This is a genomic window from Blautia sp. BIOML-A1, assembly GCF_009883055.1.
Classification (GTDB): domain Bacteria; phylum Bacillota; class Clostridia; order Lachnospirales; family Lachnospiraceae; genus Blautia_A.
Map to the genome: position 1 here is coordinate 1 of NZ_WWVR01000048.1, position 16,844 is coordinate 16,844.

A 16,844-nucleotide genomic window follows, 5' to 3' on the forward strand; every position below is an offset into this window, starting at 1 on the left:
GTGAAGCCCCCCTCAAGATGAGATATCCCATCCGAAAGGAGTAAACCCCCTTGAAGACGACGAGGTTGATAGGGCAGAGGTGGAAGTACGGTAACGTATGGAGCTGACTGCTACTAATAGGGTGAGGGCTTGACCAACAAGCTTGGTTGTGATATAATTGCTTAGTCAACATGTATGTGGTTTTGAAGATACGATATATCTTCTGATAATCCTCCTTAGCTCAGTCGGTAGAGCATGCGGCTGTTAACCGCAGTGTCGTTGGTTCGAGTCCAACAGGGGGAGTTTTTTATACCTGGCTCCATGGTCAAGCGGTTAAGACACCGCCCTTTCACGGCGGTAACAGGGGTTCAAATCCCCTTGGAGTCATTAAAAAATAATAAATGTGATTTTGGGATGGCTTGATTACAACATTTGGTGTATAATACATCTGATAGTTATATGCCGATGTGGCTCAATTGGCAGAGCAGCTGATTTGTAATCAGCAGGTTATCGGTTCGAGTCCGATCATCGGCTTTTTGGACCTTTAGCTCAGTTGGTTAGAGCAACCGGCTCATAACCGGTCGGTCCTGGGTTCGAGTCCCCGAAGGTCCATTATTGTTTTTTGGCCCAGTGGCTCAGTTGGTTAGAGCGCCGCCCTGTCACGGCGGAGGTCGTGAGTTCGAGTCTCATCTGGGTCGTTTTTTAAGGGATCTTAGCTCAGCTGGGAGAGCATCTGCCTTACAAGCAGAGGGTCATAGGTTCGAGCCCTATAGGTCCCATTTTTGAATATGCCGCAGTGGCGGAACTGGCAGACGCCCGGGACTTAAAATCCCGTGGGTAGTGATACCCGTACCGGTTCGATTCCGGTCTGCGGCAGTGATATGAACTTCAATCCAATTTGGATTGGAGTTTTTTTTTGCTTGTCATAAACGATGATTTGCTATATACTGTTTGGAAGAAAGGCGGTCAGACCAAAATATGGAGATAGTGAAGACATTTGGAAATTACATAGAGAAATGGTGTGAAACGTCACCGGAAAGAGCGAGGTGGCTTTTAAAGACAGGATGGGAAGCGCAGAACCTGAAATTTCGTTTTCTTCCAGAAGGGCAGTTGAATCCATCGGATCAGTATCTGGCCGGCATGATGATGAACGTTATGACACAGCCGCTGAAGCATCCAGAAAGTTCGGTTATGGTAAGTGTATTTACTCCGTGCGAACTGCTTCAGGAGGCAGGACTGTATCCATACAATGTAGAAAGCTTTTCCTGCTATCTTGCGGCATCACAGGTAGAGAGACCTTTTCTTCAGGGAGCAGAGGATTCTGGAATTTCAGAAACACTTTGCAGTTATCACAAGACATTTATCGGAGCTGCAGAAAAGGGCCTTCTTCCGAAACCGAAATGTATCGTTTATACGAACCTGGCGTGTGACGCAAACCTTCTTACATTTCACAGACTGGCAGAGTTTTTTGACATCCCGGTTTTTTCTATTGATATACCATCCGCACAGACACCGGCAAATGTGTCTTATGTAGCAACACAGCTTCGAGCCCTGGTTCCTTTCCTTGAGAAAGTAACCGGCAGAACTATTGATGAATCAAAATTGAAGGAACGTCTTGCAAGAAGTCGCAGGACATTGCAGAATTACGACAAGTTTCAGAGTGCAAGAGCAGATAAATACATACCTTCAGACCTTGTTTCTCCGCTTTACAGTGGAATGACAAACAACATTCTTCTTGGAACAGAGGAAGAAGAACTTTATACACAAAAACTTCTTGAAGATGTCAGCAAAGCCCCTGCAAAAAAAGGCAGACATATCTACTGGATGCATACGATCCCGTTCTGGTCACAGGCGGTGAAAGATGCACTGCTTTTGAAAGAGGAAGCACAGATTGTAGGATGTGAGCTTGCACAGGTGGTAGATATCACGAAGCATTCTGAGGATCCTTATGAAGAAATGGCACTGCGCCTTGTATATCATGCACTGAATGGTCCTGTTTCCCGTAGAATCGATGCAGGAATCCGTCATGCGAAACAGGCAGGAGCTGATGGTGTTGTCTGGTTTAACCACTGGGGCTGCAAGCATACTCTTGGGGGCTCCAGGATTGCCAAGAAACGCTTTGAAGAAGCGGGCATTCCGCTGTTGATCCTGGATGGAGACGGCTGTGACAGAAGTCATGGCGGAGAAGGACAGACTTCTACGAGACTGGGAGCATTTCTGGAGATGCTGGGGGATTTTGATCATGAATAAAACATATTATGTCTGTAAATATACACCGGTGGAACTTCTTGAAGCATTAGGCGGAGAATGTGAGATCCTGAATGATATGCCGGAGGGATTTGATCTGGCAGAGCAGGTGGCGCATCCGAATATCTGTGGTTTTGGTAAAGCAGTCCTTGAGGCAGTTCTGGCAGGAAAAGTAAAAGAACTGATCCTGGTAAACTGCTGTGATACGATCCGAAGTGTCTATGACATTCTGGAAGACAGCGGTGAACTGGACTTTTTGTATATGGTAGATATGCTTCACTGTGATACAAGCTGCAGTCGTGAAAGAACTGTGGCACAGTTAAAGGAACTTGCAAGAGCTTACGGTGAATACAAAGGAACTACGTTCAGTAAAGAAAAATTTCTCCAGGCTTTTCATCCGAAAAAGAGAGCACAGGATCCGCACCTTGCAGTTCTTGGAGCGAGAATGGGAAATGAACTGTTTCAGATGACGCAGGATGCCATGCCGCTGCCCGTAGTAAATGAGACCTGCGTCAACAATCGTTCTGTGGGAACTGCACTTCCGGAAAAAAATCTGGACTTTGATCAGCTCATGGAATGGTATGCGGAGGAACTTCTTCACCAGATCCCGTGCATGCGCATGATGGATCATGCAGGCCGTAAACAGCTTTATCAGGATCCATCTTTAAAGGGAATCATCTATCATACCGTAAAGTTCTGTGATTTTTACAGCTTTGAATATTCTGATATCAAGGGTCATACGGATGTGCCGCTCCTCAAGATCGAATCGGATTATACCGTACAGAGCAGCGGACAGTTGAGCACACGTCTGGAGGCCTTCGCAGAGAGCCTGAATATAGAGACAGAAACGAGAAAGGAGAACACCATGGGTAAGGGATATTTTGCAGGAATTGACAGCGGTTCTACCAGCACAGATGTTGTGATACTGGACAGAGAGAGAAAGATTGTCTCCAGTGTGATCATGCCAACAGGAGCAGGGGCTGCAAATGGTGCGGAGCGTGCACTGGAAGAAGCACTCAGACAGTCCGGTCTGAACAGAGAAGATATCGATGCAGTTGTAACTACGGGATACGGAAGAACTGCGATATCTGATGGCGACAAAAGTATCACAGAGATCACCTGCCATGCAAGAGGAGCTCATTTTCTGGATTCTTCTGTCAGAACGGTCGTTGATATCGGCGGTCAGGACAGCAAAGTTATCCGTCTGAACGATGACGGTTCGGTCAAAAACTTTGTCATGAATGACAAGTGTGCGGCAGGCACAGGACGTTTTCTGGAGATGATGGCAAAAACTATGGAAATGAGCCTGGATGAACTTAGCAAAGTAGGACTTTCCTATCAGGAGGACATTACGATTTCCAGCATGTGTACAGTTTTTGCTGAATCAGAGGTGGTTTCTCTGATTGCGCAGAATAAAGCAACTGATGATATCGTACATGGATTGAACAAAGCAGTTGCTGCCAAAACAGCCTCCCTCGTAAAGCGTGTTGGAGGAGAAGAGGCATATATGATGACCGGCGGCGTTGCACAGAATCAGGGCCTTGTCAGAACATTGGAAGAAAGACTGGGAACAAAGCTGGTGATCAGCGATAAATCACAGCTTTGTGGAGCTCTTGGGGCAGCATTGTTTGCGGCAGAAATGTAAGAAGGAGGGTATTTATCGTGGCAGACTCTAATATTACGAAGCGTACACTGGCATCTGCATTAAAGGAATTAATGGAATCTACCCCATTTACCAAAATTACTGTTTCTGATATCTGCGCAAAGTGCAACATGAACCGTAAGAGTTTCTACTATCATTTTAAGGATAAGTTTGACCTTGTAAACTGGATTTTTGATGTGGAATACTTAAGTCATATACAACTTGGAGTAGATCTCATCGGATGGGACAGTGTACTTCATCTCTGTGATTATTTTTATAAAAACAAAGATTTCTACAGAAAAGTAATGAAAGTAGAGGATCAGAATTCGTTTGCCAATCATTTCCGGGATATTGTAGGACCGGTGATGGCAGAGGATATTAAGGAAATTCTGGGAGAACAGACGAATACAGAGTTTTATGTAACTTTCTGGAATGATGCTATTATATGTTCGCTTGGCAGATGGATTTCAGACAGGAATCCTGTACCTCCAAAAGAATTTGTCAGATTGCTCCAATCCTGTATTAAGGTAGTTGTAAAGACGCATGAGAGACTGGAAGGATAAGAATAGCCTTATTCATTCGAAATATATCACGAATGAATAAGGCTTATTTTGACTTGCAGGAAATTATTTCGTAATGTTCCAATAAAGTAACCAGAGTTATTCTGCAGATATTTTACTGAAAATTTCTTTGAGGGGCTGCTGGAAGAAATTACAGGATGTTTTTAGGGGAACTCTTCCTGGAGCATAAAGGGTTCCATCAGCATCAAATCCTACAACACTTGCAGGTGAGGAGATAATATTTCCAATCTTCTCTGTATCGTAGAAGAAATCCAGAGGAACCGTTCTGTAAAGCTGGGAAATTCGAGAATTCTCTACCGTCTGGTATACAGATCTGCGGGTTTCCTCAGTACAGTCAGGTTCAGCGAGAACTGCGGCAAACAGACTGTGCATTTCTTCTGCAAAACGGAAATAAGTACCGCACAGAATATCAGAGCTGCTTTCATCAGAATAAACGTTATAAAGAGAATATAGAAGCTGATGATCTCTGAGTATCAGACAGGCAGTTTCCGCCTGATCTCCATAAGTTACTGCAAATAAGAGATTGTTCAGCGTCTCAGCAGTTTCGGCGAAATCCTCTGTTATATCGGAGGTATCGCACAGTAAGATAACTGCACAGTCAGGATTGCTTCGGATAAGTGGAAGAACTTTGGCAGGATCTTTTGGGACTGTAATAAAGTAAGTGTAGATGCCAAGTTCTTTTCCCTGTGTCAGTACAGACTGATAATCAGAGAGAAAATCAGGGCGGGCGGTGTCAATGATCATGGAGAGAAGCCATGGTACATTGATATTCTCAGTTCGTTTCAACTTACGTATTATATGGGCACCGGAGGTACAGCTGTTGTATCCGAGATCCAGTCCGAATTCGAGTAGTTTTTCCTTATCCATATGTTTAAGAGCATCCGCGATCAGTGGGTAGTAAGGACTGTTTTCATTATTCAGAATTGCCCGCGACATCTCAAAGAAAGACTGCTGAAATCGTCCATTTGCAAAATTCAGAGCCATATCTACGAGATTTCGTGCACATCGTTCAGGAGATTCATCCGAATCCTTGAGTGCGGTTTTGATAAATGTTTTTATGATAATTCGAGAAGTTTTTGCTGTCATTTTGATATCCCTTCGATACAAAAAATGTAAAATACAGATAAAAAAATCATTTCTATTTTGTAATATCTTTACATTTATTAAATCATAAAGTGCAGGGGTATTCAATAGACATTATAAAAGACCTGTCCTAAAAAATACCGGAAATCAGAAACTCCAATTTCCGGTAGATATAAAAAGAGATGTATAGGTTATTTCTCATTTATTTTGCAGAGTGTCTGGACTGCTTCCTCGCTGAGAATCGTGCCTCCGCCAAGCACCATGTCTCCGTCATAGAGAACAGCGGCCTGTCCGGGTGTGACAGCTCTCTGCGGTTCCTGGAAGGTGATTCGGATAAGGTCTTCTCCGAGCTGTTCTACGGTAGCTGGCTGCTCCGGCTGACGGTAGCGTGTCTTGACCTTGCACTGAATGGGTTTATCCAGATGATCCCAGGGGATTAGGTTGATATCGTTGATATAGCAGTAATTACTCATAAGGTCGTCCTTGCCTCCGAGGATAACCTTATTGGTATCCAGGGACTTGCCGCACACATAGAGGGATTCCGGTGCTGCAATTCCGAGCCCACGGCGCTGACCAATGGTGTAATGAATCTGCCCTTTGTGTCTGCCGAGGACTTTTCCCTCCTTATCTACGAAATCACCAGGTTTGGAAGCCTCTCCGGTATACTGTTCAATAAAGGTCGCATAATCCCCGTCTGGCACAAAGCAGATATCCTGGCTGTCCGGTTTATCGGCATTGATAAAGCCCTGCTCCTGTGCAATCTCACGGATTTCTTTCTTGGTGTAGGTGCCAAGAGGAAAGAGCGTATGGGCAAGCTGATCCTGCGTCATGGCGTAGAGTACATAGCTCTGATCCTTGGTAGGATCCAGCCCCTTCCTGAGAAGGAAACGTCCGGTCTTAGGATCCTGCTCTCTGCGGGCATAGTGACCGCTTGCAATGTATTCACATCCGAGTTCTCTTGCCTTATCGAGAAGTGCTGAGAACTTGAGAAAACGGTTGCAGTCGATACATGGATTCGGTGTGCCGCCGTGGAGATAGGTGTCTGCAAACTTATCAATGACACTTTGATGGAATTTCTCCTGCATGGGAAATACATAATAAAGCATACCGAGACGTGCAGCAACACTTCTGGCATCTTCTGTATCAGAAGGAGTACAGCATGCCCGGTGTCCCGGATAGCTGCACTGTGGATTATCATAAAGCTTCAGAGTGGCACCGGCGCAGTCATAGCCCTGCTGAACCATCAGATAGGCTGCAACGCTGGAATCAACACCACCGCTCATGGCAATGATTGCTTTTTTATTCATAATTTTTCTCCTGTCAATGAAAGAATAGGTGTTCCTGTTCACCGTGAACAGTTGCGAATTAATCAAGAGTATGGTATCATTATAAGAAATTAGTGTCAAGCAATGAAGAAATGCATTTGGGAAAAATTAAAAATGTGTTGACATTGTGAAGAAGACATGATATATTCAACCTATCGGAGAAATAGGTAATACATTTTCCGAGACGGAATGTATTTTGACGTTGACACTATGAATGTAGTGAATATTAAAAAGAAGGAGGAAGAATCATGGTTACAGGAAATGCAGTTCAGAGGGAAGTCATGTGTATGATGGATCAGGGGATGTGCATGAACATGTACATGTCTATGTTTTGTTGTACTTCTATGTATCAGAGACTTCCTGAGATATCTGCTGATTTTATATAAGAGAGCAGATACCAAGATGTAAATAAAGCATTTTTTAATGTGGCAGATTGCATGAACAGGGAGACTCCAGAGGACTTCCTGTTATTTTTTTTACAGAAACATTACAGAGCAGGTTTCTGTTTCATGGATTTTATCCAAATCACATTCATGCAGGAAGTCATTTACAATTGAATAAAAAGACTAAAATATAAATGAATAAGAGAGGGAAAAATCATGAAAACAAAGAAAATTATCACAGTATCACTTGCAGCAGCACTGGCAATCGGAGCACTTACAGCAAACGGCGTTCTTGTAAGCGCTGATGCAGAGAAAGGAACCATCAAAGTAGCAGCTTCCGCAACACCGCATGCAGAGATTCTGGAAGAAGCAAAACCAATCCTCGAGAAAGAAGGATGGGATCTGGAAGTTACGGTATTTGATGATTATGTACAGCCAAACCTTGTAGTAGAGAGCGGAGATTTTGATGCGAACTATTTCCAGCATATTCCGTATCTTGACAACTTCAACGAAGAGCAGGGAACACACCTCGTAAATGCAGGCGGAATCCACTATGAGCCATTTGGAATCTATCCTGGCAAAAAAGAAACTCTTGATGATCTGGAAGATGGCGATACGATCGCAGTTCCGAACGATACTACAAACGAAGCAAGAGCACTTCTGCTTCTCCAGGACAACGGTGTGATCACTCTGAAAGACGGAGCAGGACTTGAGGCAACTGTCAAGGATATCGAAGAAAACCCGAAGAACATCAAGATCGAGGAGCTGGAAGCAGCACAGGTTTCCCGTGTCAAAGATGAAGTTGCATTCGTAGTATTAAACGGTAACTATGCACTGCAGGCAGGATATTCCGTATCCAATGACTCCATTGCACACGAAACTTCTGATTCCGAGGCAGCAAAAACTTATGTAAATGTCATTGCAGTCAAAGAAGGAAATGAAGACAGCGAAGCAATCAAAGCCCTGGTAGACACTCTGAAATCTGATGAGATCAAAGACTTTATCAACGAGAAATACGACGGTGCAGTTGTTCCGTTCGAGGATTCCACAGATGACACAGAAAAGGCTGCAGACGAAGCAGCTGACACAGATGCTGAGACAACAGAAGCAGCAGAGGCTGACGCAGAATAACAGGAATTCAGGTATTTTTAAGGGACAGGGGGAGAAATGAAATGGAACCGATGATACAGGTTGAAAACCTCTGCAAGCGCTTTGAAACCAAGGGCGGAACTGTAGAGGCAGCCAAAAACATCAGTTTTTCTATCGAAAAGGGAGAGATCTTTGGAATCATCGGTCTCTCCGGTGCAGGCAAAAGTACACTGGTGCGATGCCTGAACCTTTTGGAAAGACCAACATCAGGAACAGTAAAAGTTAACGGCAAAAATCTTACGGAGCTCTCAGAAAAAGAGCTCCGTAAAGAGCGTCAGAAGATAGGAATGATTTTCCAGCATTTTAATCTTCTTATGCAGAGAACAGCACTGGATAATGTCTGTTTTCCGATGGAGATTGCCGGGATCGGGAAAGCGGAAGCCCGCAAAAAAGCTCTGGAATACCTTAGGATTGTGGGTCTTGAGGAGAAGGCTCTTTCTTATCCGTCCCAGCTTTCCGGAGGCCAGAAGCAGAGGGTGGCGATCGCCAGAGTACTGGCAAGTGATCCGCAGATCCTTCTCTGTGATGAGGCGACCAGTGCACTGGATCCTCAGACAACCAAGGCAATCCTGGAATTGATCAAAGAGATCAACAGAGACTATGGAATCACAGTTGTTGTTATCACACATGAGATGAGCGTTGTGCAGGAAATCTGCGACAAGGTAGCAGTTCTGGAGAGAGGTTCTCTGGTAGAAACGGGAACGGTGGAAGAACTGTTCCGAAATCCAAAGACAGACGAAGCCAGAAAACTGGTATTCAGTGGAAGAACCCAGATTAAGGAAATGAAAGGCAAACGCCTGGTTCGTGTGACTTTCCGGGAGAAATCCTCTTTTGAACCGGTAATTGCGAATCTGGTTCTGACATACAGAACGCCTGTCAATATTCTGTATGCAGATACAAAGAACATCAATGGACAGGCACAGGGCGAAATGATCCTGCAGCTTCCGGAACTTGAGGAAGTGGCAGATAAGATGATCCAGTACCTGAAAGAAATCAATATGGGAGTAGAGGAGTTGAAGGAAGATGTGGGATGATCAGACAATTATGATGCTGCTGGAAGGCACAAGAGATACATTGTATATGACTCTGGTATCTACATTCTTCGGATATGTCCTGGGTCTTCCGCTCGGAATTCTTCTGGCAGTTACAGACAAAGAGGGAATTCGTCCAAATGCCCCTCTCTATAAAATTCTGGATGTTATTGTGAATATTCTTCGAAGTATACCGTTTCTGATTCTTCTGATCCTGGTGATTCCACTCACCAAGCTGATCGTAGGACAGAGCTATGGTTCCAGTGCGACAATTGTTCCGCTTGTGATCGCGGCCGCTCCGTTTATTGCACGTATGGTAGAGTCTTCTCTTAAGGAGGTAGAGCCAGGTGTGATCGAAGCTGCTGTCAGTATGGGAGCAGGAACAGGAACCATTATCTGGAAGGTTCTTCTCGCAGAGGCAAGAACTTCTCTTCTTGTAGGAGTGACCATCGCAGTAGGAACCATCCTTGGATACTCTGCCATGGCAGGTACCGTTGGCGGAGGCGGTCTTGGTGATATTGCGATTCGTTATGGATATTACCGCTATCAGACAGACATCATGCTGGTTACGATCGTGATCCTTGTCGTGCTGGTACAGATCCTTCAGGGAATTGGAATGATGCTTTCCAGAAAACTAGACAAAAGAAAAGCCTAAAAGATATAATTATTTTATAAATTTTATAATTTTATTAGAAAAAAGACAAAAAATCCTCACATTTATATTGTAAGATGTAATTGTCTTAAAGGAAAAGCCTTTTAAGACCTTCGGCAACACTTCAATGCCGGGAGAGTTGCCGGAACTCTTTCCTTTCCCTAAAAATAAAACAGAACTTTAAACTGCCGCCACCTGGTAAGATTCACCGGGATGGCGGCAGTTTTCTGTTATCCGATTGATTTATAGGTTTTAAAGATTAGAAATTTTGAATGAACTGGTCAATATAATAAATAGCAGCACCTACGGCAGCAGCTTCTGTGCGATAATGGCATACGCGGATATAGCTGCCATCTCTCTCGAAAGGATTTAACTTTGATGCTTTTTCACGAAAATCCTCGATATAATCTGCCATATAGGCACCAACATTTCCTCCCAGTATAACATCGCAGTCAAAGCACATTCGAAGATTATTTACGGCGATTGCCAGATAATCGGTATAATCTTCAAATATATTCTGAATTCCTCGGTTAGTTCCTGATTTTAAAATATCAAAAAATTCTTTTAAATTTCCTTCTGTGAAATCAGTTAGTACATTGGCAGTACAGTAAGCATCCAGACATCCATATCTACCGCAGTAACAGCGCTTTCCATGAGGTATGATTGTCATATGACCGAATTCACCGCCTCTGTTATTGGAGCCTCCGTAGATCATTTTATTATTCATATATGCACCACCAATACTACTGCTTAGAGAAAGATATGCCACAGCATCTTTATAATCTCCTTTCCAGCTTTCTGCCAGGCCGGCAGAGTTTGCATCATTGAAGAATAAAAACGGTTCATGTATATAGTCGCTGAAGAAATTGTAAATGTTTAAAGACAGAGGGATTACGGTTGCGTATGTTACAGTCTTATGATCTTCGCCTATGATGACTGGAAGAGCAATGCCAACTCCAAGTAATTTAGAACGATCAGGTATGTTCTTCGAAACAATTTTTTCGAATTCCTGTTTCAGAATGCAAAAGTAGTCGTGACTTTCATGGAATGGAATTCGAAGTCTTGTATTATCAATGATATTTAAAGCAAGATCAATCAATACGATAGAAAGATGATTTCGAGTGATATCAATACCAATCGCATATCTGGAATTTGCGACACATTGATATCTAATTGCTTTTCGCCCTCCGGTGGATTGGAATTCTCCGGCATTTTCAATAAAACCAGATTCCTGCAGTGCATTAAGGTTACGGGTAGTTGTAGGAAGGCTGATGCCGAGAGATTGTGCAATTTCCTGTCGGGAACTCTGTTTATTTAAGTATAGAAATCTGAAAATGTCTCCGGATATTTTGGATTTATTAAGATACTCTTCCATTAGATTTGTCTCCTTTTATGCAGAATATATAAAAAATATATTGCTTATATGCATATAATAGCATTTTTGTTGAGTGAATACTAGAGGATAAATAAAAACTTTTGTTAAAACATTGATGCAAATAATGCGAAAAAATGTCAATATATAAGAAGAAACAGGATTAAATATAAAAAATACACAAATGAATAACTATAATTTGTTATATATTCTACAAACTTACATAAAAGTATTGACATAAGTAAAACACAGGAATATACTCTTAAATAGAAAGCAGGTCAAGCAAATTAAAAAGGCGGTGAAGTAATGGACGAAATCAAGATGCGGGTCAGCGGAGTAGAGAAATCCTTTCCTGGCGTAAAAGCATTGAGCGGAATTGATTTTGCAGTAAGAAAAGGAACCGTTCATGCGCTTTGTGGTGAAAATGGAGCCGGAAAATCTACACTGATGAAAATTATCATGGGATTGTATCAGGCAGATAAGGGTCAGATATATCTTGATGAAAAACCAGTAACAATCAAGAATCCTATACAGGCTATGGAAATGGGAATTTCCATGGTAGCACAGGAATTAAATTATGTGCCGGAACTTTCTGTAGAGGAGAATCTTTTTTTGGGGCGGCTTCCAGTTAACAGATTCGGAAAAGTAGACTGGAGAAAAATAAGACGGGATGCCAGACAGTTTCTTAAAGATGAGAATCTTCCATATGAACCAACACAGAAACTGAAAACTCTGACAGTATCGGATATTCAGATGCTTGAGATTATCAAAGCAGTTACAAATAATGCACAGGTTATTATTATGGATGAGCCGACATCTTCCATTACAGATCGTGAGGTTGAAAATCTTTTCCGTAAGATAGAAGAACTGAAAGCACAGGGTATTTCAATTATTTATATCTCACATAAGATGGAGGAAGTTTTCCGAATCGCAGATGACATTACAGTCTTAAGAGATGGTGCTGTAGTTTCAACAGACAGAGCGGAAGATCTTGATCTTGATACGGTCATTGCCAGAATGGTTGGACGAAAACTGGATAATGTATATCCGAAAGAAACAGTTCCGATTGGAGACAAAGCTCTTGAGATAAAGGGTTTTTCTCAGAAAGATCTCTTTGAAGATATAAATTTCCATGTTGCGAAAGGTGAGATTGTTGGTTTTGCCGGATTGGTCGGAGCTGGAAGAACAGAGACTATGAGAGCGATTTTTGGTTTGGATCCTCATGATTCAGGTCAGGTTTTCATTAATGGAAAAGAGGCAAAGATTAAATGTCCTCATGACAGTATTCAACAGAAGATGGTCATGCTTTCTGAGAGCAGACGAGATGACGGAATTATTCCTGTCAGGAGTGTTATGGAAAACGCCAGTCTTGCCAGTCTGGAAAGAATTATCTATAAGGGTTATACGCATAAGGCAAAAGAAAAACAGAGTGTAAAAGAAAGCTTCGAGAAGATGCATGTAAAGACACCGACTCTTGATACCGCTATTTCCACACTTTCCGGAGGAAATCAGCAGAAAGTACTTTTAGCAAGATGGCTTTTGTGTGAGCCAGATATTATGATCCTGGATGAGCCGACAAGAGGTATCGATGTCGGAGCAAAATTTGAAATCTATAAACTGATTACAGATATTGTAAAGGAAGGCAAAGCGGTCATCATGGTATCCTCAGAGCTTCCGGAACTGATTGGAATGTGTGACAGAATCTATATCATGTGCCAGGGTAAAATAAGCGGATGTATCAACAGAGAGGAATTCTCTCAGGAAGTAATTATGAGATACGCAACTGGCTTAAAGAACGGTTGAATGTGCGGAGGGTAAAGAGAATGAAAACAAAAAAAATAAATAACTTACAAAAATTTAGTATTTATATTGTACTGATCGTATTGTTTGTGGCATGTAGCATTATCAGTCCATATTTCCTTCAGTACAGCAACCTGATCAATGTTACAAGGCAGTTATGCGTCGGAATTCTGATTGCATATGGTGAAATGCTTCTGATTATCAGTGGATTTCTTGATCTGTCGGTTGGTTCTGTACTTGCATTGGCAGGTGTTTATTCTGTATCTGTTTACAAAGCGACAAACTCTATTTTACTTGCACTTATCGTAGCAGTAGCAACTGGTGTGGGATGTAATCTTGTCAATGCATTTTTCATTGCGGAGTTTAATGTGCCGGCATTCATTGCGACGCTTGGTATGCAGCAGGCAGCCAGAGGACTTGCTCTTTATTTTACCGGTGGACAGAATATTCTTCAGTTAGGAAATTTTGTTAAGATCGGACAGGGAATGGTAGGTCCGGTGCCAGTGCCAGTAATTCTGGTGATACTTGTAACAATTGTTGTCTGGTATCTGGTCAATAATACACGATATGGACGTGCACTATATGCAATCGGTGGAAGTCGTGCGGCAGCAGAAGCGAGTGGTATTAATGCAAAGAGAAATATTTATAAATCTTACATATTAAATGGTATTATGACAGGACTTGCAGGAATGATTTTTATGGCAAGAAATAATGCAGGTCTTCCTAACGGTGCAATTGGATATGAAATGACAGGTCTGACAGCAGCAATCGTTGGCGGTACTTCTTTTACAGGCGGTATTGGTACAGTAAGTGGAACAATAGCCGGAGCATTTATCATTGGTTTTCTGGAAAATGTTATGAATCTTCTGGGTGTTAACTCTTATATTCAGCAGATTATTGAAGGTGCAATTATTGTTCTTGCAGTAGCATTTGATGTGGTAAGCAAATCTAAAAAATCAAGAAAAGTGATCATTGTTAAAGAAGAGGGGAATAAACAGGCGTAAAAGAGAAACTATTCTGTCGAGGAAGTGACAGTATAAGTAAATCATATTTTATTAAGGAGGAAGTAATTTATGAAAGCAAAAAAAATCGGAGCAATTTTATTGGCAAGTGTTATGGCAGTGTCTATGGTACCGGCGATGAGTGTCAGTGCAGCAGATGCAAAGAGAGTATGTTTTGTTGCAAGAGCAAGTTCAGATACCTTTGCGGCATGGCTTACAACTGAAATGAAAAAGCAGGCAGAAAAGTATGATGATATTGAACTTACCTGTGTAAGTGGCGAGGGCGATGATAATAAAGAAAACGGTCTGCTGGAAGATTGTATTACAAAACAGTATGATCTTGTTATTGTACAGTCAAATAACAATGGTGCTCAGGCTCCGTATGTGCAGCAGCTTGTAGATGCAGGAATTCCGGTTATCACAACAAATCCGACTACACATCAGAATGATCTGGATGGTGGAGATGATACTTCTGTTATGGCAGGAACGGGTACTGTTGATGCAGATCCAATCGAGCAGGCAAAAGTCAGTGCAACAAGAGCTGTAGATGAAGTTCCTGAAAATGCAAATGTTGTTGTATTGAAAGGACCTTCCGGAAATTATCATGCAGATAAAAGACGTGAAGCATGGGATGAGAACTTCTTCAGCAAACGTACAGATGTAAATATTCTTTATGAAGATTTTGCAAACTGGAACAGTGATGAAGCACTTACATTGATGGAATCCTGGGTACAGGCGGGAACTCATATTGATGCTATCATTTCTATGAACGATAACATGGCAGCAGGTGCGATTGAAGCAATCAGAGAAAATAAAGATTATTTCAATGAAGATGGAACAGCGAATTTTCTGGCATATGGTGTTGATGGAACAGCACAGGGATGTCTCCTGATCAAAGAAGGACTTCTTACTTCTACAGCATTACAGTCAGCAGCAGACCTTGCTGAGAAGAATCTGGAGTATGCAGAAAAAGTTGTTAATGGTGAAATGGAAGTAACAGATGTAAATGATTATGTAGATGCTCCGGAAATCAATGCAGATAACGTAGATGATTACATTCAGATCTATATTGATAATGGTGAACTTACCGAAGATGATGTGAAAGCAGCTGAAGAATAATTAGGTTATTAAGTGTTGCCCGGTATGCCAGAACATATCGGGCAATTACTCTAAGAAAGAAAGGGGAAGTTACAATGAAGATGTTACAGAAAAGTGCTGTTATGAGAGGCACAGATAATATGGTAATTAAAGAGATTCCTGTTCCTCAGATTAAAGACAAAGAGGTTCTTGTATCATTAGAATATGTTGGAATTTGTGGATCAGATGTACACTATTATCATAATGGATGCTGTGGTGCATACAAAGTGGATCTTTCAGAGGATTTCATGTTAGGACATGAGTGTGCAGGTACGATCGTTGAAGTGGGTAAAGATGTGGAAAATCTTAAAGTCGGAGATCGCGTTGCTCTGGAACCGGGAATTACTTGTGGTAAATGCGAATTCTGTAAATCAGGACATTATAATTTATGTCCAGATGTTGTATTTCTTGCAACTCCTCCAGTTCAGGGATGTAATGAAGAATTTATCGCTTTTCCAGAAGATATGTGTTTTAAACTTCCAGAAAATGTATCTACAAAAGAAGGTGCACTGATTGAGCCATTGTCAGTAGGATTTTATGCAGCTGAGCAGGGAAATGTAGGAACTGGAGATACAGTTGTAATCCTTGGTTCTGGATGTATTGGTCTTGTAACCCTGTTGGCATGCAAAGCACATGGTGCAGGTCAGATCATTGTAGCAGATCTTGTTCAGGCTCGTCTGGATAAAGCCATGGAACTTGGAGCAACAGCTGTGATTAACAGTGGAAAGGAAGATGCTCTTGAAAAAATCAAAGAACTGACAGGTGGAAGAGGTGCAGATGTAGTATTTGAGACTGCCGGATCACCTGTGACTATTGCACAGACTCCATTTATTGTCAGAAGAGGGGGAACAATTACATTAGTTGGAATTTCCTCAAAAGAAGAAATCAATTATAATTTTGCTCAGATTATGGACAAGGAAGCAACAATTAAATCTGTGTTCCGTTATAAGAATATTTATCCAAAAGCAATTGCAGCAGTTGCAAGTGGAGCAATTGATGTTAAGAATATTGTAACACATGAGTTTGATCTGGATCATATTAAAGACGCATATGATGAAGCTGTAAATAACAAGACAGACCTTGTTAAAGCAGTTATAAAGGTAAAATAATCTATGATTTATATTGGTATTGATTTAGGAACATCTGCTGTCAAATTATTGGCAATGGATGAAAATGGAACGATACTGAAAACAGTATCAAAAGAATATCCATTATTTTTTCCGCATCCGGGCTGGTCAGAACAGAATCCGGAGGATTGGTTTACGCAGAGCGTAGAGGGAATGAAAGAACTGACAGAGGGGATTGATCGTTCCAAGGTTGCTGGAATTGGCTTCGGGGGACAGATGCATGGACTGGTAACGCTGGATGAGAATGACAAGGTCATTCGCCCGGCAATCCTCTGGAATGATGGACGTTCCCAGAAAGAAACAGAATATCTCAACAACGAGATCGGTAAAGAGAA

General features: G+C 42.0%; 15 protein-coding genes, 7 tRNA genes and 1 rRNA gene. 20 read left to right on the forward strand and 3 right to left on the reverse strand.

The genetic code is table 11. The annotated features are described in order from the left end of the window. From GT674_RS15295 to dhaS, 11 genes are all read left to right on the forward strand, one after another. A 23S ribosomal RNA gene (locus tag GT674_RS15295) occupies positions 1–137 on the forward strand; the annotation flags it as partial. 72 nt (positions 138–209) lie between these two features. Beyond that, positions 210–282 (forward strand) — tRNA-Asn (locus GT674_RS15300). A 12-nt stretch (positions 283–294) separates the two neighbouring features. Continuing rightward, a tRNA-Glu gene (locus tag GT674_RS15305) sits at positions 295–366 on the forward strand. Between the two features lie 74 nt (positions 367–440). Then, positions 441–513 (forward strand) — tRNA-Thr (locus tag GT674_RS15310). Positions 514–517: 4 nt separating this feature from the next. After that, positions 518–591 (forward strand) — tRNA-Ile (locus GT674_RS15315). A 12-nt stretch (positions 592–603) separates the two neighbouring features. Further along, a tRNA-Asp gene (locus GT674_RS15320) sits at positions 604–677 on the forward strand. 8 nt (positions 678–685) lie between these two features. Continuing rightward, positions 686–758, forward strand: a tRNA-Val gene (locus GT674_RS15325). Positions 759–769: 11 nt separating this feature from the next. After that, a tRNA-Leu gene (locus GT674_RS15330) sits at positions 770–855 on the forward strand. A 102-nt stretch (positions 856–957) separates the two neighbouring features. Then, positions 958–2,229 carry a 2-hydroxyacyl-CoA dehydratase subunit D gene (locus tag GT674_RS15335; RefSeq protein WP_161286486.1) on the forward strand — a complete coding sequence of 424 codons (1,272 nt, stop codon included), beginning with the start codon at positions 958–960 and terminating at the stop codon, positions 2,227–2,229. Beyond that, the gene (locus GT674_RS15340) at positions 2,222–3,871 is read left to right on the forward strand and encodes an acyl-CoA dehydratase activase (protein ID WP_161286487.1); all 1,650 of its coding nucleotides are present in this window, start codon (positions 2,222–2,224) and stop codon (positions 3,869–3,871) included. The genes GT674_RS15335 and GT674_RS15340 overlap by 8 nt, the downstream gene beginning before the upstream one ends. 17 nt (positions 3,872–3,888) lie before the next feature. Then, positions 3,889–4,431 carry a dihydroxyacetone kinase transcriptional activator DhaS gene (gene dhaS / locus GT674_RS15345; protein WP_295301401.1) on the forward strand — a complete coding sequence of 181 codons (543 nt, stop codon included), beginning with the start codon at positions 3,889–3,891 and terminating at the stop codon, positions 4,429–4,431. A 96-nt stretch (positions 4,432–4,527) separates the two neighbouring features. On the opposite strand, the gene GT674_RS15350 is transcribed toward dhaS, so the two are convergent. Together GT674_RS15350 and mnmA are read right to left on the reverse strand one after the other, a co-directional pair. Next, complete coding sequence (locus tag GT674_RS15350; protein WP_161286488.1) at positions 4,528–5,535, reverse strand: hypothetical protein; 1,008 nt, start codon at positions 5,533–5,535, stop codon at positions 4,528–4,530. 188 nt (positions 5,536–5,723) lie between these two features. Next, positions 5,724–6,839, reverse strand: a complete 1,116-nt coding sequence (mnmA, locus tag GT674_RS15355; RefSeq protein ID WP_161286489.1) for a tRNA 2-thiouridine(34) synthase MnmA — start codon at positions 6,837–6,839, stop codon at positions 5,724–5,726. 266 nt (positions 6,840–7,105) lie between these two features. Between mnmA and GT674_RS15360 the strand changes: the two genes are divergently transcribed. The 4 genes from GT674_RS15360 (at position 7,106) to GT674_RS15375 (ending at position 10,075) form a co-directional block, all read left to right on the forward strand. After that, positions 7,106–7,243: a hypothetical protein gene (locus GT674_RS15360; protein ID WP_161286490.1), complete on the forward strand. Its 138-nt coding sequence runs from the start codon at positions 7,106–7,108 to the stop codon at positions 7,241–7,243. Between the two features lie 213 nt (positions 7,244–7,456). Continuing rightward, positions 7,457–8,371, forward strand: coding sequence for a MetQ/NlpA family ABC transporter substrate-binding protein (locus GT674_RS15365; protein WP_161286491.1), 915 nt, complete (start codon positions 7,457–7,459; stop codon positions 8,369–8,371). A 41-nt stretch (positions 8,372–8,412) separates the two neighbouring features. After that, complete coding sequence (locus tag GT674_RS15370) at positions 8,413–9,423, forward strand: methionine ABC transporter ATP-binding protein (RefSeq protein ID WP_161286492.1); 1,011 nt, start codon at positions 8,413–8,415, stop codon at positions 9,421–9,423. Next, positions 9,413–10,075, forward strand: coding sequence for a methionine ABC transporter permease (locus GT674_RS15375; RefSeq protein WP_161286493.1), 663 nt, complete (start codon positions 9,413–9,415; stop codon positions 10,073–10,075). The genes GT674_RS15370 and GT674_RS15375 overlap by 11 nt, the downstream gene beginning before the upstream one ends. 256 nt (positions 10,076–10,331) lie before the next feature. On the opposite strand, the gene GT674_RS15380 is transcribed toward GT674_RS15375, so the two are convergent. Further along, the gene (locus GT674_RS15380) at positions 10,332–11,447 is read right to left on the reverse strand and encodes an ROK family transcriptional regulator (RefSeq protein ID WP_118253743.1); all 1,116 of its coding nucleotides are present in this window, start codon (positions 11,445–11,447) and stop codon (positions 10,332–10,334) included. A 303-nt stretch (positions 11,448–11,750) separates the two neighbouring features. On the opposite strand from GT674_RS15380, the gene GT674_RS15385 reads away from it, so the two are divergent. The 5 genes from GT674_RS15385 to GT674_RS15405 form a co-directional block, all read left to right on the forward strand. Next, entirely contained in the window at positions 11,751–13,247 is a 1,497-nt protein-coding gene (locus GT674_RS15385; RefSeq protein ID WP_161286494.1) for a sugar ABC transporter ATP-binding protein, read from the forward strand. A 20-nt stretch (positions 13,248–13,267) separates the two neighbouring features. Next, the gene (locus tag GT674_RS15390; protein WP_118253736.1) at positions 13,268–14,248 is read left to right on the forward strand and encodes an ABC transporter permease; all 981 of its coding nucleotides are present in this window, start codon (positions 13,268–13,270) and stop codon (positions 14,246–14,248) included. Between the two features lie 69 nt (positions 14,249–14,317). Beyond that, positions 14,318–15,364: a sugar ABC transporter substrate-binding protein gene (locus GT674_RS15395; protein WP_118253733.1), complete on the forward strand. Its 1,047-nt coding sequence runs from the start codon at positions 14,318–14,320 to the stop codon at positions 15,362–15,364. 74 nt (positions 15,365–15,438) lie between these two features. Further along, complete coding sequence (locus GT674_RS15400; RefSeq protein ID WP_330427681.1) at positions 15,439–16,491, forward strand: NAD(P)-dependent alcohol dehydrogenase; 1,053 nt, start codon at positions 15,439–15,441, stop codon at positions 16,489–16,491. Between the two features lie 3 nt (positions 16,492–16,494). After that, on the forward strand, positions 16,495–16,844 hold a 350-nt coding region (locus GT674_RS15405; protein WP_243149154.1), incomplete at its 3' end, for an FGGY family carbohydrate kinase.

What these genes read in the sequence shown, in the direction of transcription:
- GT674_RS15335 (WP_161286486.1), top strand. Translation starts at nt 958, where the DNA reads ATGGAGATAGTGAAGACATTTGGAAATTACATAGAGAAATGGTGTGAA.
- GT674_RS15340 (WP_161286487.1), top strand. Translation starts at nt 2,222, where the DNA reads ATGAATAAAACATATTATGTCTGTAAATATACACCGGTGGAACTTCTT.
- GT674_RS15350 (WP_161286488.1), bottom strand. Translation starts at nt 5,535, where the DNA reads ATGACAGCAAAAACTTCTCGAATTATCATAAAAACATTTATCAAAACC.
- mnmA (WP_161286489.1), bottom strand. Translation starts at nt 6,839, where the DNA reads ATGAATAAAAAAGCAATCATTGCCATGAGCGGTGGTGTTGATTCCAGC.
- GT674_RS15360 (WP_161286490.1), top strand. Translation starts at nt 7,106, where the DNA reads ATGGTTACAGGAAATGCAGTTCAGAGGGAAGTCATGTGTATGATGGAT.
- GT674_RS15365 (WP_161286491.1), top strand. Translation starts at nt 7,457, where the DNA reads ATGAAAACAAAGAAAATTATCACAGTATCACTTGCAGCAGCACTGGCA.
- GT674_RS15370 (WP_161286492.1), top strand. Translation starts at nt 8,413, where the DNA reads ATGGAACCGATGATACAGGTTGAAAACCTCTGCAAGCGCTTTGAAACC.
- GT674_RS15375 (WP_161286493.1), top strand. Translation starts at nt 9,413, where the DNA reads ATGTGGGATGATCAGACAATTATGATGCTGCTGGAAGGCACAAGAGAT.
- GT674_RS15380 (WP_118253743.1), bottom strand. Translation starts at nt 11,447, where the DNA reads ATGGAAGAGTATCTTAATAAATCCAAAATATCCGGAGACATTTTCAGA.
- GT674_RS15385 (WP_161286494.1), top strand. Translation starts at nt 11,751, where the DNA reads ATGGACGAAATCAAGATGCGGGTCAGCGGAGTAGAGAAATCCTTTCCT.
- GT674_RS15390 (WP_118253736.1), top strand. Translation starts at nt 13,268, where the DNA reads ATGAAAACAAAAAAAATAAATAACTTACAAAAATTTAGTATTTATATT.
- GT674_RS15395 (WP_118253733.1), top strand. Translation starts at nt 14,318, where the DNA reads ATGAAAGCAAAAAAAATCGGAGCAATTTTATTGGCAAGTGTTATGGCA.
- GT674_RS15400 (WP_330427681.1), top strand. Translation starts at nt 15,439, where the DNA reads ATGAAGATGTTACAGAAAAGTGCTGTTATGAGAGGCACAGATAATATG.